25 protein-coding genes and 1 pseudogene are annotated in these 26,418 nt (G+C 67.9%); 10 read left to right on the top strand and 16 right to left on the bottom strand.

Translation table 11 applies throughout. The annotated features are described in order from the left end of the window. Positions 1 to 80 precede the first annotated feature (80 nt). Positions 81 to 1,394, top strand: a complete 1,314-nt coding sequence (locus SKC41_RS22135; RefSeq protein WP_330979822.1) for a glycosyltransferase 87 family protein — start codon at positions 81 to 83, stop codon at positions 1,392 to 1,394. Here the strand turns inward: SKC41_RS22135 and SKC41_RS22130 are convergent. The 5 genes from SKC41_RS22130 to SKC41_RS22110 form a co-directional block, all read right to left on the bottom strand. Beyond that, positions 1,391 to 2,128, bottom strand: a complete 738-nt coding sequence (locus tag SKC41_RS22130; RefSeq protein WP_330979821.1) for a lysophospholipid acyltransferase family protein — start codon at positions 2,126 to 2,128, stop codon at positions 1,391 to 1,393. The genes SKC41_RS22135 and SKC41_RS22130 overlap by 4 nt on opposite strands. Positions 2,129 to 2,215: 87 nt before the next feature. Beyond that, the gene (locus SKC41_RS22125; protein WP_330979820.1) at positions 2,216 to 2,623 is read right to left on the bottom strand and encodes a hypothetical protein; all 408 of its coding nucleotides are present in this window, start codon (positions 2,621 to 2,623) and stop codon (positions 2,216 to 2,218) included. Next, positions 2,620 to 3,864, bottom strand: coding sequence for an ArsA family ATPase (locus tag SKC41_RS22120; protein WP_330980086.1), 1,245 nt, complete (start codon positions 3,862 to 3,864; stop codon positions 2,620 to 2,622). The genes SKC41_RS22125 and SKC41_RS22120 overlap by 4 nt, the downstream gene beginning before the upstream one ends. Before the next feature lie 73 nt (positions 3,865 to 3,937). Further along, positions 3,938 to 4,375, bottom strand: coding sequence for an SRPBCC family protein (locus SKC41_RS22115; protein ID WP_330979819.1), 438 nt, complete (start codon positions 4,373 to 4,375; stop codon positions 3,938 to 3,940). A gap of 105 nt (positions 4,376 to 4,480) precedes the next feature. Then, positions 4,481 to 4,879 (bottom strand): polyketide cyclase / dehydrase and lipid transport, encoded by a 399-nt coding sequence (locus tag SKC41_RS22110; protein WP_330980085.1) that lies wholly within the window; start codon positions 4,877 to 4,879, stop codon positions 4,481 to 4,483. A gap of 192 nt (positions 4,880 to 5,071) precedes the next feature. Here SKC41_RS22110 and SKC41_RS22105 point away from each other — a divergent pair, with 192 nt between their 5' ends. Beyond that, entirely contained in the window at positions 5,072 to 6,874 is a 1,803-nt protein-coding gene (locus tag SKC41_RS22105) for an AMP-dependent synthetase/ligase (protein WP_330979818.1), read from the top strand. 6 nt (positions 6,875 to 6,880) lie between these two features. Here SKC41_RS22105 and pimB read toward each other — a convergent pair whose 3' ends face one another. The 4 genes from pimB to SKC41_RS22085 all read right to left on the bottom strand — a co-directional run bounded on the left by pimB (position 6,881) and on the right by SKC41_RS22085 (position 10,703). Then, the gene (gene pimB / locus SKC41_RS22100; protein WP_330979817.1) at positions 6,881 to 8,041 is read right to left on the bottom strand and encodes a GDP-mannose-dependent alpha-(1-6)-phosphatidylinositol monomannoside mannosyltransferase; all 1,161 of its coding nucleotides are present in this window, start codon (positions 8,039 to 8,041) and stop codon (positions 6,881 to 6,883) included. A 142-nt stretch (positions 8,042 to 8,183) separates the two neighbouring features. Further along, on the bottom strand, positions 8,184 to 8,960 hold the full coding sequence (locus SKC41_RS22095) for a hypothetical protein (protein WP_442931764.1): 777 nt from the start codon (positions 8,958 to 8,960) through the stop codon (positions 8,184 to 8,186). Between the two features lie 121 nt (positions 8,961 to 9,081). Continuing rightward, positions 9,082 to 10,251, bottom strand: a complete 1,170-nt coding sequence (ripC, locus tag SKC41_RS22090) for a peptidoglycan hydrolase RipC (protein ID WP_330979816.1) — start codon at positions 10,249 to 10,251, stop codon at positions 9,082 to 9,084. A gap of 185 nt (positions 10,252 to 10,436) precedes the next feature. Further along, positions 10,437 to 10,703: a hypothetical protein gene (locus SKC41_RS22085; RefSeq protein WP_330979815.1), complete on the bottom strand. Its 267-nt coding sequence runs from the start codon at positions 10,701 to 10,703 to the stop codon at positions 10,437 to 10,439. A 114-nt stretch (positions 10,704 to 10,817) separates the two neighbouring features. On the opposite strand from SKC41_RS22085, the pseudogene SKC41_RS22080 reads away from it, so the two are divergent. After that, positions 10,818 to 12,710, top strand: a pseudogene (locus SKC41_RS22080) (DEDD exonuclease domain-containing protein); the annotation flags it as partial. Here the strand turns inward: SKC41_RS22080 and trpD are convergent. Continuing rightward, positions 12,648 to 13,751: an anthranilate phosphoribosyltransferase gene (gene trpD, locus SKC41_RS22075; RefSeq protein ID WP_330979814.1), complete on the bottom strand. Its 1,104-nt coding sequence runs from the start codon at positions 13,749 to 13,751 to the stop codon at positions 12,648 to 12,650. The pseudogene SKC41_RS22080 and the gene trpD sit on opposite strands and share 63 nt — an antisense overlap. A 138-nt stretch (positions 13,752 to 13,889) precedes the next feature. Between trpD and ctaE the strand changes: the two genes are divergently transcribed. The 4 genes from ctaE to qcrB are packed head-to-tail and all read left to right on the top strand — an operon-like array spanning position 13,890 to position 18,244. Continuing rightward, the gene (gene ctaE, locus SKC41_RS22070; RefSeq protein WP_330979813.1) at positions 13,890 to 14,501 is read left to right on the top strand and encodes an aa3-type cytochrome oxidase subunit III; all 612 of its coding nucleotides are present in this window, start codon (positions 13,890 to 13,892) and stop codon (positions 14,499 to 14,501) included. Positions 14,502 to 14,541: 40 nt separating this feature from the next. Next, positions 14,542 to 15,414, top strand: coding sequence for a cytochrome bc1 complex diheme cytochrome c subunit (qcrC, locus tag SKC41_RS22065; protein WP_330979812.1), 873 nt, complete (start codon positions 14,542 to 14,544; stop codon positions 15,412 to 15,414). Further along, complete coding sequence (qcrA, locus tag SKC41_RS22060; protein ID WP_330979811.1) at positions 15,411 to 16,589, top strand: cytochrome bc1 complex Rieske iron-sulfur subunit; 1,179 nt, start codon at positions 15,411 to 15,413, stop codon at positions 16,587 to 16,589. Before qcrC ends, qcrA begins: the two co-directional genes overlap by 4 nt. Next, on the top strand, positions 16,586 to 18,244 hold the full coding sequence (gene qcrB, locus SKC41_RS22055; RefSeq protein ID WP_330979810.1) for a cytochrome bc1 complex cytochrome b subunit: 1,659 nt from the start codon (positions 16,586 to 16,588) through the stop codon (positions 18,242 to 18,244). Before qcrA ends, qcrB begins: the two co-directional genes overlap by 4 nt. Positions 18,245 to 18,259: 15 nt before the next feature. Here qcrB and SKC41_RS22050 read toward each other — a convergent pair whose 3' ends face one another. Continuing rightward, positions 18,260 to 18,700, bottom strand: a complete 441-nt coding sequence (locus tag SKC41_RS22050; protein ID WP_330980083.1) for a DUF5994 family protein — start codon at positions 18,698 to 18,700, stop codon at positions 18,260 to 18,262. A 216-nt stretch (positions 18,701 to 18,916) separates the two neighbouring features. Here SKC41_RS22050 and SKC41_RS22045 point away from each other — a divergent pair, with 216 nt between their 5' ends. Then, positions 18,917 to 19,150: a hypothetical protein gene (locus SKC41_RS22045; RefSeq protein ID WP_330979809.1), complete on the top strand. Its 234-nt coding sequence runs from the start codon at positions 18,917 to 18,919 to the stop codon at positions 19,148 to 19,150. Between the two features lie 10 nt (positions 19,151 to 19,160). Here SKC41_RS22045 and SKC41_RS22040 read toward each other — a convergent pair whose 3' ends face one another. The 4 genes from SKC41_RS22040 to ctaC form a co-directional block, all read right to left on the bottom strand. Continuing rightward, complete coding sequence (locus tag SKC41_RS22040) at positions 19,161 to 19,793, bottom strand: DUF2561 family protein (RefSeq protein WP_330979808.1); 633 nt, start codon at positions 19,791 to 19,793, stop codon at positions 19,161 to 19,163. Then, complete coding sequence (locus tag SKC41_RS22035; protein WP_330979807.1) at positions 19,793 to 20,752, bottom strand: MmpS family transport accessory protein; 960 nt, start codon at positions 20,750 to 20,752, stop codon at positions 19,793 to 19,795. The genes SKC41_RS22040 and SKC41_RS22035 overlap by 1 nt, the downstream gene beginning before the upstream one ends. A gap of 183 nt (positions 20,753 to 20,935) precedes the next feature. Continuing rightward, the gene (locus tag SKC41_RS22030) at positions 20,936 to 21,355 is read right to left on the bottom strand and encodes a cytochrome c oxidase subunit 4 (protein ID WP_090603396.1); all 420 of its coding nucleotides are present in this window, start codon (positions 21,353 to 21,355) and stop codon (positions 20,936 to 20,938) included. Positions 21,356 to 21,363: 8 nt separating this feature from the next. Beyond that, entirely contained in the window at positions 21,364 to 22,419 is a 1,056-nt protein-coding gene (gene ctaC, locus SKC41_RS22025) for an aa3-type cytochrome oxidase subunit II (protein ID WP_330979806.1), read from the bottom strand. Positions 22,420 to 22,572: 153 nt separating this feature from the next. On the opposite strand from ctaC, the gene asnB reads away from it, so the two are divergent. Further along, the gene (asnB, locus tag SKC41_RS22020) at positions 22,573 to 24,537 is read left to right on the top strand and encodes an asparagine synthase (glutamine-hydrolyzing) (RefSeq protein WP_330979805.1); all 1,965 of its coding nucleotides are present in this window, start codon (positions 22,573 to 22,575) and stop codon (positions 24,535 to 24,537) included. A 24-nt stretch (positions 24,538 to 24,561) separates the two neighbouring features. Here asnB and SKC41_RS22015 read toward each other — a convergent pair whose 3' ends face one another. Next, the gene (locus SKC41_RS22015; protein ID WP_330979804.1) at positions 24,562 to 25,536 is read right to left on the bottom strand and encodes a carbohydrate kinase family protein; all 975 of its coding nucleotides are present in this window, start codon (positions 25,534 to 25,536) and stop codon (positions 24,562 to 24,564) included. A gap of 194 nt (positions 25,537 to 25,730) precedes the next feature. On the opposite strand from SKC41_RS22015, the gene SKC41_RS22010 reads away from it, so the two are divergent. Beyond that, entirely contained in the window at positions 25,731 to 26,399 is a 669-nt protein-coding gene (locus SKC41_RS22010; protein WP_330979803.1) for an Rv0361 family membrane protein, read from the top strand. Positions 26,400 to 26,418: the final 19 nt, after the last annotated feature.

The following is a 26,418-nucleotide window of genomic DNA, read 5'->3' as shown; positions in this document are numbered from 1 at the left end:
TACGCCCGCACCTCCCCGCGACGCGGGAGCCGCGCTGCGAGACATCGCGGCCATCGACACCGATTACGCTGATGTGCGACATGAGTAATTCGCAGGCGCCCGTTGTGGGCAGCCGACCGGGGCGGGCGTTGGTGTGGGGCTTGTTGTGGCTGCTGGCCGCGGCGGCCCTGGGCTATGCGGCCTGGGGCTTGTTCGCGCACACGCCGTACCGCATCGACATCGACATCTATCAAATGGGCGGCCAGACCTGGCTGGACGGGCGTCCGCTGTACCGCGGTGACGTGTTGTTCCACACACCGATCGGGCTGAATCTGCCGTTCACCTACCCCCCGCTGGCCGCGATCGTGTTCTGCCCGTTCGCCTGGCTGCACATGCCGGCGGCCAGCGTTGCGATCACGGTGCTGACCCTGGTGCTGCTGATCGTCTCGACGGTCATCGTGCTGACCCGCCTCGACGTGTGGAACACCTCGGCGCTGGTGCCCGGGCCGGCCTGGCTGCGCCGCTGGTGGCTGGCGGTCGTCGTCGTGGCGCCGGCCTCGATCTGGCTGGAGCCCATCGCCTCGAACTTCGCGTTCGGCCAGATCAACGTCGTGCTGATGACGCTGGTGATCGCCGACTGCGTGCCGCGCCGCACGCCCTGGCCACGGGGGCTACTGCTGGGGCTGGGCATGGCGCTCAAACTCACCCCCGCGGTGTTCCTGCTGTATTTCCTGGTGCGCCGCGACTTCCGCGCCGCACTGACGGCCATGACGTCTTTCGCGATATGGACGCTGGTCGGGTTCATCCTGGCCTGGGCCGACTCGTGGGAGTACTGGACGCACACCGTGCACCACACCGACCGGATCGGCTCCGCGGCGCTGAACACCGACCAGAACATCGCGGGCGCGCTGGCCCGCATCGGGCTTTCCGAGCAGCTGCGTTTCCTGCTCTGGGTGGGCCTGTGCCTGGCCGTGCTGGCCCTGACCATCTGGGCGATGCGACGGGTGTTGCAGGCCGGCGAGACGGCGCTCGCGGTGATCTGCGTGGCCCTGTTCGGACTGATGGTGTCGCCCGTGTCGTGGTCACATCACTGGGTATGGGTGCTGCCGACGCTGCTGGTGACCACGATCCTGGGCTGGCGGCGCCGCAACATCGCGCTGGCCGCCGTGACGCTGGCCGGAGTGGCGCTGATGTACATCGACTGGACACCGATCGAGCTGATGCCCAAGCACCATGAGGAGACCGCCAACTGGTGGCGCCAGCTGCTCGGGATGGGTTACGTGTGGTGGGCGCTGGCCGTGCTCGTCACCGCCGGACTCACGGTCACCACCCGGGTCACGGCTCGGGATGCGCAGGGGCGCACCGATTCCGGCGCCGGCCGTCAGCTGCTGCGCGACGTGAACGTCGCGACCTAGCCGACAGCGGTCTCGGGGATACGCGTGGCCTCGTCGTCCGGCCCCTGACCGTTCGAGCCGCTGCCGCGGTTCTTGACGGTCGAGGCGTAGACGTCGACGTACTCTTGACCGGACAGACCCATCAGCTCGTAGATGACCTCGTCGGCGACGGCCCGCTCGATGAACCGGTTACCGGCCAGGCCCTCGAATCGGGAGAAGTCCATCGGCTTACCGAACCGGACCGTCACCTTGCCGAAGCGCAGCATCGAGGTGCCCGGCGGGTTGACGACGTCGGTACCGATCATCGCGACCGGAATCACCGGCACCCCGGTCTCCAGCGCCAGCCTGGCCAGGCCCGTCTTGCCCTTGTAGAGCCTGCCGTCGGGCGAACGGGTGCCTTCCGGGTACATGCCCATCAACTTGCCCTCACCCAGCAGCCGCTGAGCGGTGTGCAGCGCGGCCTGGGCGGCGTCGGCGTTGGTGCGGTCGATCGGCACCTGGCCGACGGCGGTGAAAAACCAGCGGCTGAACCAGCCCTTGATTCCGGTGCCGGTGAAATATTCGGACTTCGCCAGGAAGGTGATGCGCCGCCGCACCACCAGCGGCAGATAGAAGCTGTCCATCACCGCGAGGTGGTTACTGGCCAGGATCGCCGGGCCCGTGCTCGGAACATATTGCAGGCCTTCGACTTTCGGCCGGCCAAGTAATTGCAGCAGCGGACCCAGGAGGATGTACTTGAATAGCCAGTACGCCATGGCCCTCCCTCTCGCCCGAAACCCGCCGATGTTCTGCGCCAACTGTACCCATCCGCGACGGAGGGGACCACTTTCAAAACCTGAGGATCACTCTTCGATTGTGACCGCGATGGGCTGGTAGCGAGTCCGCACGCCGGCCTCGCCCGCGCGGGGGTCCTCGGCCGGCGCTCCCCCGCCGGACGGGCCGTCCGGCGGCGGTTGCGGTGTCGGTCGCGAAGACCGGTCGATGTCATTGACGTCACTGACGATCGCGCGAATCACTTCCAGCAGAGCGATGCTGTGATCGGCGATCACGGTCAGCAAGGGGTGCTGGTCGCCGGTCGCCAGCGCGGCCAGCGCGCACACCGGACACCAGATCTGCTGACACTTGCCCGTGCCGACGCCGTTGCCCGCCGTCATCGCGGCAGCCATGCGTACGGCGGGGTCGATCCCGTTCAGAATCGCCTCGGCGAGTTTGCGGAGTTCCGGGCCGATATCGGCGTGCGGCTTGCTCACCTAGGCCACACCTCCGGATCTGGTCGAAAACGAACTGTCAGCTCACCGCCTCGCAGATGCGCGTCGAGCACCGTGCACCGCCGTAGCACCGACGCCAACCGAACCCTGCGCCGCAAGCCGCCGGCGCTGATGATCAGGTCGTCGTCCACCCGGCCCAGCGAGAGCGATCCGGGGTCGAGCTGGGGCAACGTTAGCCGCATACGGTAGATCGACCCAAGTCCCGACCCCGATTCAAGATCCACAATAGGTCGCAACGGTCCTGGTGGGGCGGCTCCACGCCGCAGCCGGGCGCTGTCGCGCAATCCGCCCAGCGCTTTGGGGCCAATCGGCTCACCCGCTAAGTGCGGGGTCATCACGAGCGCCACATCACCGATGGTGGCATCGAGCTCCTCGAGTACCGCACGCTGCTCACAGATGCGCTCGCCGTACCAGTAGAACGCCGGGTGCTCGGGCAGGTTGCGGTACTCGTAGGACTCGTCCTCGACCAGAACCTGGTTGATGATCAGCTCCTCGACACGGACCCCCATCAGCGACAACGAGCCCAGCGTCCGGACCGCCTCGGCGGCCACCACGCGCTCGGGAGTCAGCACCAGGTGCGCGCTGACCAGATCCCCGTCGGTGAGCAGCGCGCTGAGCCGCTCGACGCTGGAGCTGATGCGTTCGATCAGCTCCACCACCGCGGCCGAGCGGGCGTCGTCGGCGGTGATGGACAGCCGGCGGTGGCGCGGCCAGGCGCGCTCGACGTAGAGCCCGAACGTGGCGGGCAGGGTCAGCATGCGCAGCGCGTCCGCGGTCGAGGCGCAGTCGACGACGACGCGATCCCATTTTCCCGACGCCGCGAGCTCGCCGACCGCATGCAGGCCGAGCACCTCCTGGATGCCCGGCAACGCCGAGAGTTCTTCGGGGGCAATGCTGCTCAGTTCGGAGTCGGGGAACCGCATATCCAGGGCGGTGACCACCTCGTACCAGCGGGCCTCGAGCAGGGCCAGAGTGTCGAGCGCCATCGCGTCGAGGGATCCACTGCCCGTCTCGGCGGCTCCCCCGGTTTCCAGGTCGGCAAGCACCCGAACCGGTTCGCCGTGTCCGCTCGGCGGGACGGGGATGCCGAGCACGTCGCCCAGCGAGTGCGCTTGGTCGGTTGAGACCACCAGCACGCGCTGCCCCTCGATCGCGTCGCAGACCGCGGTGGCAGCAGCGAGGGTGGATTTTCCTACCCCGCCCTTCCCGACGAAGAGACTGATCCGGGCCTCGGAAAAGGACTTGGCAGAGGGCTCCGAAAAGGGCTCAGAGGCGGGCGGGGTGGGTGAAACGGACTCACTCAGCCTCGACTCGTTTCTTCAGATCCTTTAATGCGGTGTCGGTCAGCCTGCGCTCGGCCTTGCGCTTGAGCAACCCGATCATCGGGATGGCCAGGTCGACCGAGAGTTCGTAGGTGACATCTGTCCCAGAATCCTTGGCCGCCAACCGATATGACCCTTCGAGGGAGCGCAGCAGCGAACTGGAGACCAACGTCCAGCTCAGCGACTTGTGGTCGGCCGGCCATTGGTAGGACATCACCATGGTGTCCTTGATGACGCCGGCGTCCATCACGAAGCGCACGGTCTTCGGGTAGCCGTCGGCCCCGCGCTCCTGCACCTCGGCTTCCTTGTACTCCGAGATCCAGTCCGGGTACGAATCGATGTCGGCGATCACCTGCAGCACCGTGCCGGGGTCTGCGTCGATGTGAATCGTCTGGGTCGTCTTTTCCGCCACCTGGCCGCTACCTTCTCTCCCGCAAGGGGGTTCACCCCCGGTCATCTCCGGTAGTACCCCGCCGTCGGACCGAAACGGTACTCTCCGGGCGAACCTTGACCGGAGTTAAACTACCGGAGAAACACCGACCGGTCGTGACCGTTCCAGTGTCGTCTTGACCTCGAAAGCCATATTCTTGCCCGCTACCCGACGGCGGTGTGTCATCTTCGCCAAGTTCAGTTTGGCCAGCTCGTGGGCCGCCACGCCGGTGGGTTCGGCGTGCATGAAGTAGTGCAACACCACCCCGTCCAGTCCGCCCGTCTGAGGCTCCAGCCACACCTCCATGGTGCCGGTCAGCGCCCCGGTGACCGCCCAGCGGATTCCCTTTTCGGCCCGGTCCTCGACGACCTGCAGCCGCAGATCCGGCCACCACCGACGCCAGCACGCCCGGTCGCCGATCGCGGCGCCGACCAGTGCGCCGTCGGCGGCGACGTACGTCTGGTCCGCGATCTGGATGCTGTGCATGGTGTCAGCTTCACACATCGATATCCGCCGCACGTCGCCGAGGGCGTCGCCGCGGTGCGCACCCGGCTGGGCAATCGGCTGGGCATTCGACGACGCCGCCCAACCGACTGTTTGGTTGCTGTGCGAATACCGCGATTAGTCTGAGTTACAGCAAGCCGGCCACCGGTCACCAGATCAATCGGAGTCAAAAGAGTGCGTGAGTACAGCGTCCCTGCCCGCTTCTCCGTCGGCGAGCACGACAACATCGCGGCCATGGTCTTCGAGCACGAGCGCGACGACCCCAGCTTCGTCATCTATCAACGTCAGATCGATGGGGTGTGGACCGACGTCACGTGCGCCGAGGCCGCCCAGCAGGTCCGTTCCGCGGCGTTGGGTCTGATCGCGCTGGGCGTGGAAGCCGGCGACCGGGTGTCGATCTTCTCGGCCACCCGCTACGAGTGGACGATCCTCGACCTGGCCATCCTGTCGATCGGCGCCGTCACCGTCCCGATCTACGAGACCTCGTCGGCCGAGCAGGTGCGCTGGGTGCTCAAGGACTCCGAAGCCGTGGTGGCGTTCGCCGAAACCGACGCGCACGCCGCGACGGTCACCGAGCTCACCGGCGAGCTTCCCGCCCTGCGCCGGGTGCTGCACATCGACGGGTCGGGCCCCAAGGCGCTCGACCAGCTCGTCGAGGCCGGCACGTCGGTCGACCCCGAGGAGCTGACCGCCCGGCTGGCGGCGTTGCGCCCGGAGAATCCCGCAACGCTGATCTATACGTCGGGGACCACCGGACGTCCCAAAGGGTGCCAGCTCACGCATTCCAACCTGCTCTACGAGACCCGGGGTGCCAAGGAGTGCCTGCCGACCCTGCTGCACGAGGGGCAGCGGCTGCTGATCTTCCTGCCCCTGGCCCACGTGCTGGCCCGGTCGCTGACGCTGTCCGCGTTCGCCAACAAGGTGACTTGCGGGTTCACCGCCGACATCAAGAACCTGCTGCCGATGCTCGCGGTGTTCAAGCCGACCGTCGTGGTGTCGGTGCCGCGCGTGTTCGAGAAGGTGTACAACACGGCCGAGCAAAACGCCGCCAATGACGGCAAGGGGCCGATCTTCGCGCGGGCCGTACAAACCGCGGTCGACTGGAGCGAGGCGCAGGACAACGGTGGTCCCGGGCTGCTGCTGCGCGCCAAGCACGCGCTGTTCGATCGGCTGGTCTACCACAAGCTGCGCGCTGCGCTGGGCGGCGACTGCCACGCGTCGGTGTCCGGCGGCGCACCGCTGGGTGCCCGGCTGGGCCACTTCTACCGGGGTGTGGGCCTGACCATCCACGAGGGCTACGGCCTGACCGAGACCAGCTCGGCGATCACGGTGAACCAGGTCGGCAGGGTCAAGATCGGGACCGTCGGAACGTTGTTGCCGGGCAACAGCATGCGCATCGCCGACGACGGCGAGCTGTTGGTGCGCGGCGGCGTGGTGTTCAGCGGCTACTGGCGCAACGAGCAGGCCACCGCCGAGGCGTTCGCCGACGGCTGGTTCAAGACCGGCGACCTCGGCGCGCTCGACGAGGACGGGTTCCTGAAGATCACCGGCCGTAAGAAGGAGATCATCGTCACCGCCGGCGGCAAGAACGTCGCCCCCGCCGTGCTGGAAGACCAACTGCGCGCACACCCGTTGATCAGCCAGGCGATGGTGGTCGGGGACGCCAAACCCTTTGTCGGAGCACTGATCACGATCGACCCGGAGGCCTTCGACAGCTGGAAGCAGCGCAACAGCAAGGGTGAGGGACCCTCGGTCGGCGATCTGGCCACCGATCCCGACCTGGTCGCCGAGATCGACGCCGCGGTCAAGCACGCCAACCTGTCGGTGTCGCATGCCGAGTCGATCCGCAAGTTCCGCATCCTGCCGGTCGACTTCACCGAGGACACCGGCGAGCTGACCCCCACGTTGAAGCTCAAGCGCAATGTGGTGGCCGAGAAGTTCGCCTCCGATATCGAGGCGCTCTACCAGAAGGACTAGCGGCCCTCAGGCCAGCGTGGCCGGAGACGGCTGACCGCGCAGCAGGTCGGCCAGCCGGGCGGCCAGCGTGTCCCAGCGCCAGTGCGAGGTAACCCAATCGCGTCCGGCCGCGCCCATCGTGGCGGCCCGGTCCGGGTCGGCCAGCAATTCGGTGACGGCGTCGCCGATGTTGCGCACCGAGTTCCCGTCGACGACGAGTCCAGTCTTGTTGTGCTGCACGGCTTCTGGAGCACCTCCTGAATCGCCGGCGATCACCGGGACGCCGGTCGCCGAGGCCTCCAGGAAAACAATGCCGAGGCCCTCGACGTCCATGCCCGCGCCGCGAGTGCGGCACGGCATCGCGAACACGTCGGCCAGTGCGTAGTGGGCGGGCAGCTCGGCCGACGGCACCGCGCCGGTGAATGTCACGTGGTCGGCCACGCCGCAGTCGGAGGCCAGCGTGCGCAGCGTGTCGAGGTAGGGGCCGCTGCCGACGATCACCAGGGCGGCGCCGTCGACGCGTTGCCGGATCGACGGCCACGCCTTGATCAGCATGTCCTGGCCCTTGCGCGGCACCAGCCGCGACAGGCACACGACGGTGGGCCGCTCCCCCAGCCCGTAGCGGTTGCGCAGCTCGGCGCGACCGGCCGGGTCTGGGCGGAACCGGTCGGTGTCGACTCCCGACGGCAGGTACTCCAGCGACGCCGCGGGCCCGAACGCCGTCGCGAACCGGGACCGTGTGTAGCGGCTGACGAACGTCACCACGTCGGTGTCGTTGCCGATGCGACGCAGCACCGACCGCGCCACCGGAAGCATCGACCAGCCCACCTCATGACCGTGCGTGCTGGCCAGCACCCGGGTAGCCCCGGCCTGCCGGGCGCGGGCCGCGAGCAGCGCCAGCGGTGCGGCGGCGCCGAACCACACGGTGTCGATGCCGTGGTCGCGGATCAGCCGGCGCATCCGGGCATCGACCGCCGGCCCCGGCAGCATCAGCGTCCCCGGATGGCGCACCACCCGGTAGCCGGCCGCTTCGGCGTCGAAGGCGTCGGCACCCTTCCATTGCGGCGCGTACACCAGCACCGCATGCGACCCGGTGCTCACCAGCCGGCCGACGAATTCGCGCAGGTAGGACTGGATGCCGCCACGCCGCGGCGGAAAGTCGTTGGTTACCAGCAGGACCCGGCTCACTTGCGTCAGGCTAGCCTGACGACGATGCAGACCGGGCTGGGGGCACCTCCCGCTTGCGGGGGCGGTCTGAGGTGGGGGAACCCCCAGCCGCGTTGGGGGCACCTCCCGCTTGCGGGGGACGGCAAGGGGGCGAGTCGGGCAATCAGGCCCCGCCGACCATCCATTGCTGCCAGCGCGCGAGCAGGCCGGCCGGGTCGATGTCCAGTACGTCGCGGCCGGCGTTGTACGGGTCGGCGTGTGTGACGCCGCAGACGGCGAGATAGTAGGCGCGCAGCATCGGCGTCCCGAAGGTATCGGCGACGAAGCGAGCGAACCACCAGGCGCGGTCGTAGGCCAGCGAGCGCTGCGGCCCCGGGGTGTCCAGGTCGAAGTCCGACGGTAACGACACGGGCCGCGAGCGCTCCTCGGCCGGGACCGGGCCACTGGGCCGGGCAATGAAATCGGCGACGCCTTCGGCCAGCCATCGCGGCGCGTCGAGCGCGGTGTCGGCGCGCGACGCGTAGTGAAAAAGCTCGTGGGTCAACACGATTCGCAACGCCGAGTCGCTCATGGTGGCCGCGCCCGGGGCGAACACGATCCGCTGGCCGACGACCACCCGATGCGCGGGATCGATGCGATCGGCGACGGTGATCGCCGCGATGTCCGCCCACTGCTCCGGCGGTCCGCCTCCGGCGGCGGCGCGGAATTGGTCGTCGGAGCCGGCGGCAACCACCGAGATGTCGCGCGACCAGTCGACCCCCCAGAATGCCTCGACCTTGTCGATCGCGGTGCGTAGCTGCGCTGCGATACGGACCAGCAGGCGGTCGGCGGCCGCGCCACCCAGGCCGATCAACCGGACCTGGCGGTCACCGACGATCAGGGGCGCCCGCCCGGCGCTCGGTTGGCTGGGTGCGGGCGCGACCAGCTGTGCGGGTCTCATCCGTGCCTCGCGGGCGTCCAGCGGCACGGCGGCCGCCACCACGATCTCGACGACAAAAACCCAGGCCAGCAGGATCGGAAGCCATCGGCGCCGCCGACGGGATTGTCCCCGCGCGGGCCGATCAGTAACGGCGGGCGTCGTGAATCGGGCCTGCGGAGTTCATCGGCACCACCCGCACCGGCACGCCGTACGTGGAGGAATGGATCACCATGCCGTCACCGACGTAGATGCCGCTATGCGACGCGTCGGAATAGAAGGTCACCACGTCGCCGGGCTGCAGATCGGACAGCGCCACCGGCTGACCGCCGTTGGCCTGCGCCTGGCTGGAGTGCGGCAACGAGACGCCGGCCTGCTGGAAGGCCCACATCACCAATCCGGAGCAGTCGAATCCACCGGGTGCGGCACCACCCCACGAGTACGGCGTTCCGACCTGGGTCAGGGCGGCCTGAACGACGCTGGCGCGGTCACCGCCGGGGCCGCCCGGGGCCATTCCCGGCATCGGCATGCCGGGCAGCATTCCACCCGGAGGCGGCGCGTCACCCGGTGGGAACGCGCCGGGTGCCGGCGGGGCACCGGGCGGCAACGCGTCCGGCTCGGGTGCGCCGGGAGCCGGAGCCGCGGCGGGCAGCTGCCCGGGGTCGGCCAGCGCGGTGCGCTGCTGTGGTGTCAGAGATACGTACTGCGACTTCACGACGGCGATCTGTACCTGCAGCTGGCTCTGCTTGGACTGCAGGCTGGCTCGCACCGCGGCGGCCTGCTCGGCCGCGCTCTTGGCGTCGGCGGCGGACTTGGCCGAAGCCTGCTCGGCCCTGGCGGCCTGCTCACCCGCAAGGCGGAAACTCGCCATCTGCGTTGACATTTGGGTCGCCATCACGCGCTGGACGGCCAACTTGTCGATCAGCCCCTGCGGCGATTGGGCGGTCAGCATCGCCTCCATGCCGTCGACGCGGCCACCCATGTAGGTCGCGGCGGCCAGCTTGTTGACGGCGCTCTGGAAGCTGGCCAGCCGGGCCCGCGCCCCATCGACCGCGGCCTGGTCATCGGAGTGCTTCTTGTCCGCGGCCTGCTGGGCGGCGACCTTCTCGTTGAGGTCGAGCTGCGCGCTGTGCATGGCCTCGGTGGTCTGCTCCGCCTGCCGCGATAGTTCGGTCAGCTTTGCCAGGGCGTCGTCGGCCGGATCGGCCGAAACATTGGCGGCACAGACACCCGATAAGACCATCAGGCCTGCCAGCGTCCCGATGACTGACCGCGTGATGACACTCGAGATCAAATGCACGGAGCCGAAACTCAAAGTATTGCTTCCTTAAACTGCCATCGACATTCGAGGTCGAGCTGGGTTTAGGTCTCAGACAGGTTACGAAACGATAAAGGCGTTTGTCCAAACAAGATCGTTAAGAAAATGGAAAGATTTCTGTCATAACTATGTGAACGAGACGGGGCGGGTGGGGCGGCCAGGGGTTTTGGCACCCAGGGCCATTACGCGACACCGGACCCGCGGTTTCGATGAATGGGCACCAAACGCAACCGCGGTGCCATCCCCACCTCCGCGAGCACCTCGAGCGCGGCCCGCTCGTCCGCCAACAAAGTATCCGGTACCCCGAGTAGCACGCTGACCACGCAATCCCGGCATCCCGGGCCGCGCGCCGCGCAGTCGTCGCAGTCGATCACCACCGGCGCACCCGGTCCTGAGGCGGCGACACCTTTGCTGTCGGTTGGGCTGCTGGTTGGGCTGCTGTGGGCCATCGGAATCGGTCCTCTCATCCGGCTTGTCGTGCTCGACCCGAACGCTAACCGCGGGCACCGACATCTTTTGGCGCCCGCGACCCCGGCGTGGGAACGCCGCCGGTGTCGGTCCCGATGCTTAACGTCACGCCCATGGGTGTGACTGGTGGGACTCAACTGAGTTTTGCCGACTTGGAAACAGACCGGAAATCGCGCGGGGACCCGGGCTGGACGCCTTCCGACGACACCCCGTTGCGCGAGACCACCTTCGTCGTCGTCGACCTGGAGACGACTGGCGGACGCAGCCGCCCAAAAGACGGGGCGGCTGCCGACGCCATCACCGAGATCGGGGCGGTCAAGGTCCGCGGCGGCGTCGTGCTCGGCGAGTTCGGCACCCTGGTGGACCCGCAGCGCAGCATCCCGCCCCAGATCGTCGCGCTCACCGGCATCACGACGGCGATGGTGTGCGATGCCCCGACCATCGACGCCGTGCTGCCGATGTTTTTGGAGTTCGCCGGCTTGGACCAGGCGGCGGTGCTGGTCGCCCACAACGCGGGGTTCGACGTCGGGTTTCTGCGGGCAGCCGCCGAACACTGCGAAATCCGTTGGCCCCGACCGCAAGTGCTGTGCACGGTGCGGCTGGCGCGCCGCGTGCTGAGTCGCGAGGAGGCGCCCAGCGTGCGACTGGCCGCCCTGGCGCGGCTGTTCGCCCACCGGGTCGGGGGGGCCACCCAGCCCACCCACCGGGCGCTGGACGACGCCCGCGCCACCGTCGACGTGCTGCACGCGCTGATCGAGCGGGTCGGCAACCAGGGCGTGCACACCTACGCCGACCTGCGCGCGTATCTGCCCGACGTGACACCGACCCAGCGCCGCAAGCGCGTGCTCGCCGATCACCTGCCGCACCGGCCCGGGGTGTACCTGTTCCGCGGCCCGTCGGGCGAGGTGCTCTACGTCGGCACCGCCGTCGACCTGCGCCGCCGGGTCGGCCAGTACTTCACCGGTGCCGACCCCCGCGGCCGGATCAAGGAGATGGTGACGCTGGCCGGCTCCGTCGACCACGTCGAGTGCGCACACGCCCTGGAGGCCGGGGTTCGGGAGCTGCGGATGCTGGCCGCACACGCGCCGCCGTACAACCGCCGCTCGCGGTTCCCGCAGCGGTGGTGGTGGGTGGCCCTGAGCGACGAGGCGTTCCCGCGGCTGTCGGTGGTGCGGGCCCCGCGACACGATCGCGCCATCGGGCCGTTTCGGTCCCGCACCGACGCCGCCGACACCGCGCTGCTGCTGGCGCGGTTCACCGGAATCCGCACCTGCACAACGCGACTCGGCCGTTCGGCTCGCCACGGACCGGCCTGCCCCGAGGTCGAAGTGTCGCCCTGTCCGGCCGCGCGCGACCTGAGCGCCACGCAGTACGCCGCGGCCACGCAGCGCGCCGCGGCCCTGATCGACGGCGCGGACAACTGCGCCTTCGGGGCGGCCGTCGACCAGGTCGGCGCGCTGGCCGAGCATCGCCATTTCGAGAGCGCGGCGCGACTGCGCGACCGCACGGCCACCGCCGTCGAGGTGCTGTGGCGGGGCCAGCGGTTGCGGGCGCTGGCCGCGCTGCCCGAGCTGATCGCCGCCGCCCCGGACGGCAGTGGGGGCTATCACCTCGCCGTCATCCGCTACGGCCAGCTCGCCGCGGCCGGCACCGCCCGCCGCGGCGTGCCACCGATGCCGGTGATCGACGCCATTGTGGCTGGGGCACAAGCGATTCTGACGGCTGCGGCCCCGCTGGGCGGTGCGCTGGTCGAGGAGACGGCGCTGATCGCGCGCTGGCTGGTCACCCCGGGAGTGCGCGTCGTGCGGGTCGCCGGCGACATCGGCTGGGCCTCGCCGCTGCACTCGGCCGGCGCCTGGGCGGGGTGGGCCGCGGCGGCGCGCTCGGCGCGGCTGGCGGGCGAACAAGCGGCGCGAGGGCCGGACTCAGGCCTGCTGGCTGAACCGCACCCAACGCGCCAGCAGCTGTTCGGCGGCCCCGGAGTCGATGGCCGCGCCGGCCCGCTGCAGCCCGTCCTCCCACGCCGGCAACCATTCGGCGCGGCTGGATAGGCCCGCATGCGCGACGATCGCGCCCGCGGCGTTGAGCACGACGGCGTCGCGGACCGCGCCAGTGGCACCGCCCAGCACGGCGCGCACCTCCTCGGCGTTGGCGTTCGCGTCACCGCCCAGCAGCTGGTCGAGATCCGCGCGAGCGAACCCGAATCCCGCGGGATCGAACGTCAACTTGTCCACCGTGCCCGCCTGCACGCGCCAGATCGTGCTGGTGGTGGTCGTGGTCAGTTCGTCCAGGCCGTCGTCGCCGTGCACGACCAGCACGCTGGCGCGGCGCGCGGCGAACACCCCGGCCATCACCTCGGCGAGGTTGGCGAACGCGCAGCCGATCAGCCCGGCCCGCGGCAACGCCGGGTTGGTAAGCGGCCCAAGGAGATTGAAGACCGTCGGTATCCCGATCTCGCGGCGCACCGCCGACGCGTGCCGGTAAGACGGATGGAACGTGGGCGCGAAGCAGAACCCGATCCCGACCTCGGCGAGACTGCGCGCAACCTGATCGGGCCCCAGATCGATGCGCACGCCGAGGGCCTCGAGCGTGTCGGCGCCACCGGACAGCGACGACGCCGCGCGGTTGCCGTGTTTGACCACCGGTACCCCGGCGGCGGCGACCACGATCGCGGCCATCGTGGACAGGTTGACGGTGTTGACGCCGTCACCGCCGGTACCGACGATGTCGACGGCGTCGCCGCGGATCGCTTCGGCCGGGATGCGGCGCGCGTGGCTGAGCATCACCTCGGCCAGCTCGCTGACTTCGGCGGCGGTGGGCACCTTCATCTTCATCGCGACCGCGAAGGCGGCGATCTGGGCCGGGCGCGCATTGCCGGTCATGATCTGGTCCATCGCCCACGCGGCCTGACCGCGGGCCAGGTTCTGCCCGTCGGTCAACCGGCCCAGCAGCTGCGGCCAGGTCGGTGTGGCCCCGGGAGCCGACGCGGAAAACGCGCGGGGCGAGGGAGCCTCAGGTGAGAGAGCCACGCGCCGATGGTCCCACGTGGACCAACCGACACCTAACCGTCGTTTCCAGTCCCGGAAAAGTTCCACAAAAGCGACGCGCGGAGGCGAATTTCCGCCCCGGGTAGAGTTCAACAACTACAAAGCGTCATACTTGCGGATGTGACGAGTGCTGTAGGGACCTCGGGGACCGCGATCACGTCGCGGGTTCATTCGCTGAATCGGCCCAACATGGTCAGTGTCGGCACCATCGTGTGGCTGTCCAGCGAGCTGATGTTCTTTGCCGGCCTGTTCGCGTTCTATTTCACGGCGCGGGCGCAGGCCGGCGGGAACTGGCCGCCGCCGCCCACCGAGCTGAATCTGTACCAAGCCGTGCCGGTGACTTTGGTCTTGATCGCGTCGTCGTTCACCTGCCAGATGGGCGTGTTCGCCGCCGAGCGCGGCGACGTCTTCGGCCTGCGCCGGTGGTACGTGGTCACCTTCCTGATGGGACTGTTCTTCGTCCTCGGGCAGGCCTACGAGTACTTCCACCTGGCCACCCACGGGACGACCATCCACGGCAGCGCCTACGGCAGCGTGTTCTATCTGGCCACCGGCTTCCACGGCCTGCACGTGACCGGCGGGCTCATCGCCTTCATATTCCTGCTGGCCCGAACCGGGATGACTAAGTTCACCCCCGCGCAGGCGACGGCCAGCATCGTCGTCTCCTACTACTGGCATTTCGTCGACATCGTGTGGATCGCGCTGTTCACCGTGATCTATTTCATCCGCTGAAGGCCGGCGCTTTCAAAGAGGAATGAACAGGAGTGCTCGGTTGAAGAAACTGGGATTCACCCGATCCCGCGGCCGTAAGCCGCAGAGTCAGCCTCGCAAAAAAGCGCTGCAAGAGCAGAGCAGGCGGCGCCTTCGCCGTCGGCTGTCCGGCGGGCTGCTGCTGATGATCGCGCTGACCATCTCCGGCGGGCTGGCTGCGGTGCTGACCCCCACCCCCCAGGTCGCGGTCGCCGACGAATCGAACTCGGCGCTGCTGCGCAACGGCAAGCAGCTGTTCGACACGTCCTGTGTGTCCTGCCACGGCGCCAACCTGCAGGGCGTGCCGGACCACGGACCCAGCCTGATCGGCGTCGGCGAAGCGGCGGTGTACTTCCAGGTGTCCAGCGGCCGCATGCCGGCCATGCGCGGCGAGGCCCAGGCCCCGCGTAAAGCGCCGATCTTCGACGAGGCCCAGATCGACGCGATCGGGGCCTACGTCCAGGCCAACGGTGGCGGCCCTACTGTGGTGCGCAACCCCGACGGCAGCATCGCGATGCGCTCGTTGCGCGGCGACGACCTGGGCCGCGGTGGCGATCTGTTCCGCCTCAACTGCGCCTCGTGCCACAACTTCACCGGTAAGGGCGGCGCGCTGTCGTCGGGCAAGTTCGCGCCCGACCTGGGTGAGGCCAACGAGCAGCAGATCCTGACCGCGATGCTGACCGGCCCGCAGAACATGCCGAAGTTCGACGACCGCCAGCTTTCCTTCGAGGCCAAGAAGGACATCATCGGCTACGTCAAGAACGTCACCGAGGAGCGGTCGCCGGGTGGCTACGGCCTCGGCGGGTTCGGACCCGCACCCGAGGGCATGGCGGCGTGGATCATCGGGATGGTCGCGGCCATCGCGTTGGCATTGTGGATTGGGGCACGGGCATGAGCTCGGAAAGCACCGGCGTCGGTAAAGAGCCGGACCAGGCCGCACTGGCCTCGATGTCCAACCAGGAACTGCTCGAGCTGGGCGGCAAGATCGACGGCGTCGAGACCGTCTTCAAGGAACCGCGCTGGCCGGTCGAGGGCACCAAGGCCGAGAAACGTGCCGAGCGCGGCGTGGCCCTGTGGCTTTTGCTGGGCGGCGGGTTCGGGTTGGCCCTGCTGCTGATCTTCTTGTTCTGGCCGTGGGAGTACAAGTCGGACGGGCAGGCCGGCAACTTCCTCTACTCGCTGGCCACGCCGCTGTACGGCTTCACCTTCGGCATGTCGGTCCTGTCGATCGCCATCGGCGCGATTCTGTACCAGAAACGCTTTATCCCGGAAGAGATTTCGATCCAGGACCGCCATGACGGCGCCTCGCGCGACATCGACCGCAAGACGGTCGTCGCGAACCTGACCGATGCCTACGAGACGTCGACGATCGGGCGCCGCAAGCTGATCGGAGCGTCGTTCGGCCTGGGCATGGGCGCGTTCGGCCTTGGCACCCTGGTGGCGTTTGCCGGCGGTCTGATCAAGAACCCGTGGAAGCCGGTCGTGCCCACCGCCGACGGCATGAAAGCGGTGCTGTGGACGTCGGGCTGGACCCCGCGCTACCACGGCGAGACGATCTTCCTGGCGCGTGCCACCGGCGCCACCGACGGTGCTCCGTTCGTCAAGATGCGTCCCGAGGACATGGCCGCCGGCGGCATGGAGACCGTGTTCCCGTGGCGCGAGTCCGACGGCGACGGCACCACGGTGGAATCGCACGAAAAGCTGATCGGCATCAAGATGGGTGTCCGTAATCCCGTGATGCTCATCCGGATCCGGCCCACCGACATGCCGCGGGTGGTCAAGCGTCAGAACCAGGAAAGCTTCAACTTCGGCGAGTTCTTCGCGTTCACCAAGGTCTGCTCGCACCTGGGCTGCCCGTCGTCGCTGTACGAGCAGCAGTCCTACCGAATCCTGTGCCCCTGCCACCAATCGCAGTTCGACGCTTTGCATTTCGCCAAGCCGATCTTCGGCCCGGCGGCCCGCGCGTTGGCGCAACTGCCGATCACCATCGACTCCAACGGGTATCTGGTTGCCAACGGTGACTTCATCGAGCCCGTCGGTCCTGCATTCTGGGAGAGGACGACGACATGAGTCCAAAACTGAGTCCCCCGAAGATCGGCGATGTCCTGGCCCGCCAGGGCGAGGACATCGACACCCGGTATCACCCGTCGGCCGCGGTCCGCCGGCAGCTCAACAAGGTCTTCCCGACGCACTGGTCGTTCCTGCTCGGTGAGATCGCGATGTACAGCTTCTTCGTGCTGCTGATCACCGGCGTGTACCTGACGCTGTTCTTCGACCCGTCGATGGTGGACGTCACCTACAACGGCGTGTACCAGCCGCTGCGCGGCGTCGAGATGTCGCGGGCCTACCAGTCCGCCCTCGACATCTCCTTCGAGGTCCGCGGCGGCCTGTTCGTCCGCCAGATCCACCACTGGGCCGCGCTGATGTTCTCGGCGTCGATCATGGTGCACCTGGCGCGCATCTTCTTCACCGGCGCGTTCCGCCGGCCCCGCGAGGCCAACTGGGTGATCGGCTCGCTGCTGCTGATCCTGTCGATGTTCGAGGGCTACTTCGGCTACTCACTGCCCGACGACCTGCTCTCCGGTATCGGTCTGCGGGCCGCGCTCTCGTCGATCACACTGGGCATGCCGGTGATCGGAACCTGGCTGCACTGGGCACTTTTCGGCGGTGACTTCCCGGGCACCATCCTGATCCCCCGGATGTACGCCCTGCACATCCTGCTGATCCCGGGCATCATCCTGGCGCTGATCGGGTTGCACCTGGCCATGGTGTGGTTCCAAAAGCACACCCAGTTCCCCGGCCCCGGACGCACCGAGCACAACGTCGTCGGCGTGCGCGTCATGCCGGTGTTCGCGGTCAAGTCCGGCGCGTTCTTCGCGGCCATCGTCGGTGTGCTGGGTCTGATGGGCGGCCTGCTGCAGATCAACCCGATCTGGAACCTGGGCCCCTACAAGCCATCTCAGGTGTCGGCCGGCTCGCAGCCCGACTTCTACATGATGTGGACGGAAGGCCTGGCGCGTATCTGGCCGCCGTGGGAGTTCTACTTCTGGCACCACACCATTCCGGCCGTGGTCTGGGTCGCGCTGCTGATGGGTGCCGTTTTCGGCCTGTTGATCGTCTACCCGTTCCTGGAGAAGCGGTTCAGCGGCGACAGGGCCCACCACAACCTGCTGCAGCGGCCGCGCGACGTGCCGGTGCGGACCTCGATCGGCGCGATGGCGATCGCCTTCTACATGCTCCTGACGCTGTGCGCGATGAACGACATCATCGCCTACACGTTCCATATCTCGCTGAACGCGACGACGTGGATCGGGCGTATCGGCATGGTGATCCTGCCGCCGTTCGTCTTCTTCATCAGCTACCGCTGGTGCATCGGGCTGCAGCGCAGCGACCGGGCGCTACTTGAGCACGGCGTCGAGACCGGCATCATCAAGCGGCTGCCGCACGGTGCCTACATCGAGCTGCACCAGCCGCTCGGCCCGGTCGACGACCACGGCCACCCGATTCCGCTGGAATACGCGGGCGCGGCGATTCCCAACAAGATGAACAAGCTGGGCTCGGGCGGTACGCCGGGCAGCGGCAGCTTCTTGTTCGCCGACCCGGTGTCCGAGGATGCGGCGTTGCGCGAGGCGGCCCACGCCTCGGAGCAACGCGCGCTGACCGCGCTGCGGGAACGCCAAGAAACCAACGGCTCCACCAACGGCTCCACCAACGGCGAACACTAGCCGCCGCGGCCAGCGTCAGTCGGCGGCGCGCTGCTCTTGGGCGGCGCGCAGGATCGATCCCGCGGTCACGAAGACGGGCTTCTCCCGGTCGGCGGGACAAACCGAGAGGTCAGCTGCGCAGCGCAACACCATGAGCGCCAGCGCGTTGTAGGTCCCATACGGGATGACCAGCAGGTTGGCTTGACGGTCGCCGCCGCTGATGGTGATGATGTGGTGGCGCTTCTGGTCCCATCCCGGCCAATTGAAGTCCGGTGGTCGTTGCAGCGGTTGCCAATTGACGTTGATCGACGTGATGTCGCCCAGCATCGGCGTCAACATGGCGACCAGGTCGGGCAACTCAATGCTCATGCGGTCAGCGCGCGGCCACCACGCGCCGTCGATGACGCGGCCGAGCTCACGAGCCACCGATAACCGGACGGGTTTCGCTCGGCCTCGGGTGGCGAGGGGACGGCTCATCGCGGATGTCGGCTTGCGCTGCTGAGTGTCATACACTTCATGGGCGATCCCTTCACCGTCGACATCGCCCTCAAAGTCGGGGGCGGCGGAGCGGGGCGCCGATGCGGTTGTACCACCGCTGACAACGAGGCCAACTCACGCTTGACGCTACGCCACAGGTAGGCGATTCCCGAATATGACTGCGTGACGCGGCCCGAAAGTGGGGATGGCTGTCTTATGGCAATTCAAGACTGGAACGACGCACCCGAGATTCATCCGTCGCAGATTCGAGTGGGTGACGTCATCGGGACGATTCGCCCCACCGGTCAGCGCTACACGGTCAAGATGATCGGCTCACCGCACACCGGTCCGCGGCAGTGGACGTTTTTCTGCCGGGACGACGGGGGCCTGCAGCACACCAGCACGTTCCGGGACGGCGAGTTGGTCCGCCGGTACGCCAAAGCTTCGTGACACCCGACGACTAGGTTGCCGCGACTTCGCGGCGTAGCTGCCGAACATAGAGCCATTCGACTGCGGGCATCGCCGCGGTGAAGGCCGCGGCCACCCCGTAGCCGACCCAGGACGGGCCGTCCTGCCCGACGGCCATCGAGTACGTCGCCGCGGCGACGGCAATGAGTGCGATGCCCATCGTGCCGGTCAGCACGACGGTGCCGCGCAACCAGATCCGGTCCACGGCCTCCCCGGACCACTCCCCGTTCGCGCCGGCGATCGGTGTGCGCTGCGGGCGCACCCGTTCCACCACGGTGCGCGTGCCGGCCGGCCGGCTCGGCGGCCGTCCCTGCAGTGCCGTCGACCGAACGATCGGCGGTTCGGCCTTGGTCATCCGGCGGGCCCGCAGCAGCACCGGGATGGCCCCGGCGATGATCAACGCGGACACGATGATGACGGTGTACAACACCCAGGGCGTGCTGTGCGGATTGCGGGCCGCGCTGTGCAGGCCACCGCCGAGGTCGGCCAGCGCGACCGCGGCGGCCACGCTGACACCCAGCAACAGCAGCCAGATCGCGGCGCACGACCCCAGCAAGAGTCGATCGATGACATCCGGCGGAACGGTGTCGGATCCGCGTCGATACGCGGAGTATCTGCTGACCATCAGCAGCTCGTCTGGGGTTGGTCAGCATTGTTCGACGACAGCACCGTTCCGTCACTGGTGGTGATCGAGCAATTGAGCCGGCTAACCCGGAAGAGGCTGGACGCCTGCACGGAGCCGACGTCGGATTGCGAGATCGGTGTGACCGTCATCGACCACGGGATGTAGACGTTGTGCTGGGTGCGTGAGCGGCCGGAGGCGTCGACGTAGGTCACCGAGATGATGTCACCCGGTGCCTTGGTCCCGGTCACCGAATAGGTGACCTGCCGTGGACCGGCCGGCGTCGTCGATGGCGGTGGCGCCGGAGGCGGGGCCGCGGTGGCCGACGTCGTGGCCGGCGGCGGTGCGGTGGACGGCGCGGGTGGCGGCGGCGGAGGAGGCGGGGGCGGTGGGGTCACCGTCACGGTCTGGGTCTCCGTAGCTGTCGGGGGCGGTGGCGGCGGCGCTTCGGTGGTGGTCGGCGGCGGCGGCTTGGTCGTGGTGATCTCGTCCTGCACCGGCGGGGTGGAGGACGCGGTGGTGCCCGGATTGGCGAGTTGGCTGGTGTCGGTGCGCGCAAACAGTAGCGACACCGAAATCACGAGCGCGATCGCGGCCACGATGGCGGCGACGCCGACCACCCACGGCCAGCGCGGGGCGCCGGCTTCGTCATCCTCGTCGGCTGCGTCGTCGTAATCCTCGTAGTCGTACAGCCCCAGATCGGCCGGCACATACGGGCCGCTGATGAAATGCTCGGACTCCGGTGCGGAGTAGGCACGCGAATATGCGTCCGTCTGGCCGGTCTGCCCCGCCGCCGGTATTGCGCCGCTGTCGCTGAAGGGCTCGAGTTCGTGACGGCCAGGCAATTCGTCGCGCTCGTCTAATTCGTCGTCGGGCTCGCCGTCGGAATTCGGTTCGTGGGTGAGCTCACTGGCCGAATCGGATTCGTCGGGTTCCCATCCCGGGGGTTTCGGCCCGCTCATGTCTGCCTGCCCTGTCCAACTGCGTCACCTGCGCACGCGGCTTCAGGGGTACCTCGTGTCGCACGCGCTCGGGAGATTCTCATGTGCTTGCGCAAAACCCTACCGAACCGGGTAGCGCAAAGAAGTCTTGGCAAACGGGCGACGGCTCAACTGATGCCCAGATTGTTACCTTTGAGACGCAAATCAGTGCTTCTCGGGGCCCACGTAGTACTCGAAGACCAATCCGGCGGCCGAAGCAAGGATGAACACCACACCGGCGACGATCAGCCACGGCAGCCACAGCGCGATACCGACCGCGGCGACCGAGCCCGACAATGCGAGCATCAGCGGCCACCAGCTGTGCGGGGCGAAGAACCCCAATTCGCCTGCACCGTCGCTGATTTCAGCGCCCTCGTAGTCCTCGGGCCGGGTGTCGAGGCGACGGGCCACGAACCGGAAGAAGGTGGCCGTGATCAACGCCAAACCGCCCGTCAGCGCCAGCGCGGTGGTACCCGCCCACTCCTCGCCACCGGTGGCGTACAGCGCGGTCAGTACCCCGTAGAGCACCGCGCAGAAGACGAAGAACGCGGCGACGAATTCGAACAGCCTCGCTTCGATATGCATGGGGTGTCCTAACCGACTGGTTGGGTCTGTTCGCCGCGGCGAGTGTCGAACGGATGAGTGGTCACCGCCAGCGGAGACTGCGCGATCGCTTGCAGCGCTTGAGCGTTCGTCTTTCCCTCGCTGCGTTGCTGCAAATAAGCCTTGAAGTCGTTGGGCTCAACGACACGGACCTCGAAGTTCATCATCGAGTGATACGTGCCGCACATCTCCGCACAGTGGCCGACGAATGCCCCGGTCTTTTGGATCTCTTCGACCTGGAACACGTTGACCGAGTTGTTCTGCTTGGGGTAGGCCATCACGTCGCGCTTGAAGAGGAATTCCGGCACCCAGAAAGCGTGGATGACATCGGCTGAATTCAACACGAATTCGATGCGTTTGCCGGCCGGTAGCACCAATACCGGAATCTCGGTGGGCGTTCCCAGCGTCTCGATCTTGTCGAAGTTCAGGTAGGACCGGTCTTCGGTGTTGATGCCGCGGACCGGGCCGACGCGCTCTTCGCCGCGCTCGTCCTTGCCCTCGGGCTTGGAGACCATCGCCTTCTTGCGGGCCTCGTCGGCGCCGTCGTAGGTCAGCGTGCCGTCCTTGAAATTGACGCTCTGATAACCGAACTTCCAGTTCCACTGGAAGGCCGTGACGTCGATCACAACCTCGGGGTTCTTGTCCAGGTGCAGCATCTTCTCCTGCACCACGACGGTGAAGTAGAAGAGCACCGAGATGATCAGGAACGGCGTCACCGTGAGCACCAGCTCCAGCGGCATGTTGTAGCCGAACTGCCGCGGCAGTTCGGTGTCGGTGGCCTTCTTCCGGTGGAACGCCGCCGACCAGAAGATCAGACCCCACACGATGACCCCGACGACGAGCGAAGCGATCACCGCGCCGATCCACAGCTCCCGGTTGAGGTGGGCCTGCGGCGTGATGCCCTCGGGCCAGCCCAGGGCAAACACCGTCTGCCAGCTGCAACCACTAAGGGTGACCGCCAGCACTCCCAGCGTTCCGGCCAGCGCCAGCGGTCGAAATATGCGATGCGACAAACGCTGCGAACGGAACTGCCCGCCGGGTGTCACGTTGGCGCCTCCTGCTCGAACGTCGAATACTACGCAGCGTAGACCACGCCGCTCGGCCCGGCGACTAAACCCCGGCCGGTCGGGCGCCGCGTCGTCGCGACCGGCCCGGTGCGGCGTCCACAAGCGTCGCCGAAGTACGGCATATTGGTGGCCGTGTGTGGACTGCTGGCGTTCGTCGCGGCCCCGGCCGGCCTGAACGACCGGGCGGGCGGCCCCGGCGCTGCCGGGACCGATGACGCCATCATCCGCTCGCTACGCCTGATGCGGCACCGGGGGCCCGACGAGCCCGGCGGTTTGTTTGACCCAGACCATGACGGGGCCGTCGTGTTCGGCTTCAACCGGCTGTCGTTCATCGACATCGCACATTCGCATCAGCCGCTGCGCTGGGGACCGCCCGAGGCACCCGACCGCTACGTGCTGGTGTTCAACGGCGAGATCTACAACTACCTCGAGCTGCGCGACGAACTGGCCGCCCGGTACGGCGCCGCCTTCGCCACCGACGGTGACGGTGAGGCCATCGTCGCCGGCTACCACCACTGGGGCACCGAGGTGCTGACGCGGCTGCGCGGCATGTTCGCCTTCGCGCTGTGGGACACCGTCACCCGCGAATTGTTCTGTGCCCGCGATCCTTTCGGCATCAAGCCACTGTTCATGGCGACCGGCACCGGCGGCACGGCGGTGGCCAGCGAGAAAAAATGCCTGCTGGATCTCGTCGACCTGGTCGGGTTCGACACCGCGATCGATGAGCGCGCGGTGCAGCACTACACCGTCCTGCAGTACGTGCCGGAGCCCGAGACGCTGCACCGCGGGGTGCGCCGGCTCGAATCGGGTTGCTACGCGCGCATCCGGCCCGGATCGCCGCCGCAGGTCACCCGCTACTTCGCGCCGCGGTTCGCCGCGGTGCCGTTGACCCGCGACACCGAGCAGGCCCGCTACGACGAGATCACCGCGGTGCTCGAGGACTCGGTGGCCAAGCACATGCGCGCCGACGTCACGGTCGGGGCGTTCCTGTCCGGCGGCATCGATTCCACCGCGATCGCGGCGCTGGCCATCCGGCACAACCCGCGGCTGATCACGTTCACCACCGGATTCGAGCGCGAGGGCTTCTCCGAGATCGACATCGCGGTGGCCTCGGCCGAGGCCATCGGGGCCCGCCACATCGCCAAGGTGGTCAGCGCCGGCGAGTTCGTCGCCGCCCTGCCCGAGATCGTCTGGTATCTCGACGAACCGGTCGCCGACCCGGCGCTGGTGCCGCTGTTCTTCGTCGCGCGTGAGGCCCGCAAGCACGTCAAGGTGGTGCTCTCCGGCGAGGGCGCCGACGAGCTGTTCGGCGGGTACACGATCTATCGAGAACCGTTGTCGCTGAAGCCCTTTGACTACCTTCCCCCGCCGCTGCGGCGATCGATGGGCAAAATGAGCAAGCCGCTGCCCGACGGTATGCGCGGTAAGAGCCTGCTGCATCGCGGTTCGCTGACGCTCGAGGAGCGCTACTACGGCAACGCCCGCAGCTTCTCGGACGCGCAGCTGCGCGACGTGTTGACCGGGTTCCGCGAGCAGTGGACGCATACCGACGTGACGGCCTCGGTGTACGCCGAATCGGCGGGCTGGGACCCGGTGGCCCGCATGCAGCACGTCGACCTGTTCACCTGGCTGCGCGGCGACATCCTGGTCAAGGCCGACAAGATGACGATGGCCAACTCGCTGGAGCTGCGGGTGCCGTTCCTGGATCCGGAGGTGTTCGCGGTCGCGTCGCGGCTACCCGTCGAGGCGAAGATCACCCGAACCACCACCAAGTACGCGCTGCGGCGCGCGCTGGAACCCATCGTCCCCGCCCACGTGCTAAACCGGCCCAAGCTGGGCTTTCCGGTGCCCATCCGGCATTGGCTGCGCGCCGGCGAACTGCTGGAGTGGGCCTACGCGACGGTGGACGCGTCGCAGGCCGGTCACCTGGTCGACACCGCCGCCGTGCGCCGGATGCTCGACGAACACCGCAGCGGCGTCAGCGATCACAGCCGACGGCTGTGGACGGTGCTGATCTTCATGCTCTGGCACGCGATCTTCGTCGAGCACACCGTGGTGCCCCAGATCAGCGAGCCGGTCTACCCCGTACAGCTCTAGCAGCTGCGTGAACTCAGGCCGGCACTAGGCCAGTACGGAGGCGATTTCGGCGGCCGCCTCGTCGCCGTAGGCATCCGCCAGCCGCGTCTTGGCTTCCGCGTGGTCCCACGTCCACTCCTGCGTGCCGGTCGATTCCAGCACCAGCACGGCCACCAGCGAGCCCAGCTGCGCCGACCGCTCGATGCTCAGCCCGGCGCTGCGCCCGGTGAGGAAGCCGGCCCGAAACGCGTCGCCGACGCCGGTGGGGTCGGTCTGACTCTTCTCCGGCACCACGCCGACGTGGGTGGTGGTGCCGTCGCGGTCGACGATGTCCACGCCCTTGGCACCCAGCGTGGTCACCCGCAGGCCGACCTTTTCCTGCACCTCGTTGTCCGACCAGCCGGTCTTGTTGAGCAGCAGCTCCCACTCGTAGTCATTGGTGAACAGGTAGGCGGCCCCGTCGACCAGCTTGTTGATCTCCTCGCCGGACAGGCGCGGCAGCTGCTGGGACGGGTCGGCGGCGAAGTCCAGGCCGAGCTTGCGGCACTCCTCGGTGTGCACCACCATCGCGTCGGGGTCGTTGGCCCCGATGATGACCAGGTCCGGCTTGCCCACCGATGACACGACGTCGGAAAGCTTGATGTTGCGGGCCTCCGACATCGCGCCCGGGTAGAACGACGCGATCTGGGCCATGTCCTCGTCCGTGGTGCAGGTGAACCGGGCGGTGTGCGCGGTCTTGGAGATCAGCACGTTCTCGCAGTTGACCCCGTGGCGCTCCAGCCACTCGCGGTATTCGCCGAAGTCGTCGCCGGCCGCGCCGACCAGCGCGACGTCACCGCCGAGCACGCCGATGGCGAAGGCGATGTTGCCTGCCACGCCGCCACGGTGAATCACCAGGTCGTCGACCAGGAAGCTGAGCGAAACCTTCTGCAGATGTTCGGCCAGCAGATGCTCGGAAAACCGGCCAGGAAAACGCATCAGATTGTCGGTCGCAATCGAACCGGTCACCGCGATCGTCACGAAATATCCACCCTTCATCGGTAAGCGCGTCCAGCCTACCTACGCGTTTCGCCGGCCAACCAGACAGCGCCAGCGTCCGCAGTGGGCGCGAGGGGGTGCGCTAGCCTCCCTAGGGAACTCACTGAAGTCGCCGGGGCCGAATACTCGGGCGGTACCCGCTCGTGGTCGGTGTCTACCAACGTAGGAGAACCACAATGGGCGGTCCGCATTCGCCTAACCACGCTCTCGGCGGCGACCGACCGGTGCCCTACACCGAGCCGGTCGACTTCCCGCACGACGCTGCGGGTGGCGAAACTGCCTTCGCACCGCGGCCGGGCAACGAGCCTCCCCCGGGCGCCTACCCCGGCCCGACGCCGCCGCCGGGCTACCCGAAACGGCGCTCAACGCGACGGTTGGTCATCGGAGTGCTGGCGGCGATCGCGCTGGTCGCGGCGATGACGGCAGCGATCGTGTACGGCGTCCGCACCAACGGGGCCAACACCGGCGCCGCGTTCTCCGAAGCCTCGGCCAAGACCGCGATCCAGGGCTACCTGGACGCGCTGGAGAACCGCAACACCGACGAGATCGCCCGCAACGCGCTGTGCGGCCTCTACGACGGCGTCCGCGACCGCCGGTCCGACCAAGCGCTGGCCAAGCTGAGCAGCGACGCGTTCCGCAAGCAGTTCTCCCAGGTCCAGCTGACGTCGATCGACAAGATCGTGTACCTGTCGCAGTACCAGGCTCAGACACTGTTCACGATGCAGGTATCGCCCGCCGTCGGCGGCCCGCTGCGTGGACAGGTTCAGGGAGTCGCGCAGCTGTTGTTCCAGCGCGGCGAGATCCTGGTGTGCTCGTACGTGTTGCGTACCGGGGGCTCGTACTAACCCCGCGTCCTGGACCCCC

The sequence above is a fragment of the Mycobacterium sp. 050128 genome (genome assembly GCF_036409155.1).
GTDB lineage: Bacteria > Actinomycetota > Actinomycetes > Mycobacteriales > Mycobacteriaceae > Mycobacterium.
The sequence above is the reverse complement of the archived record's forward strand: the minus strand, read 5'-3'. Positions and strand labels throughout refer to the sequence as shown.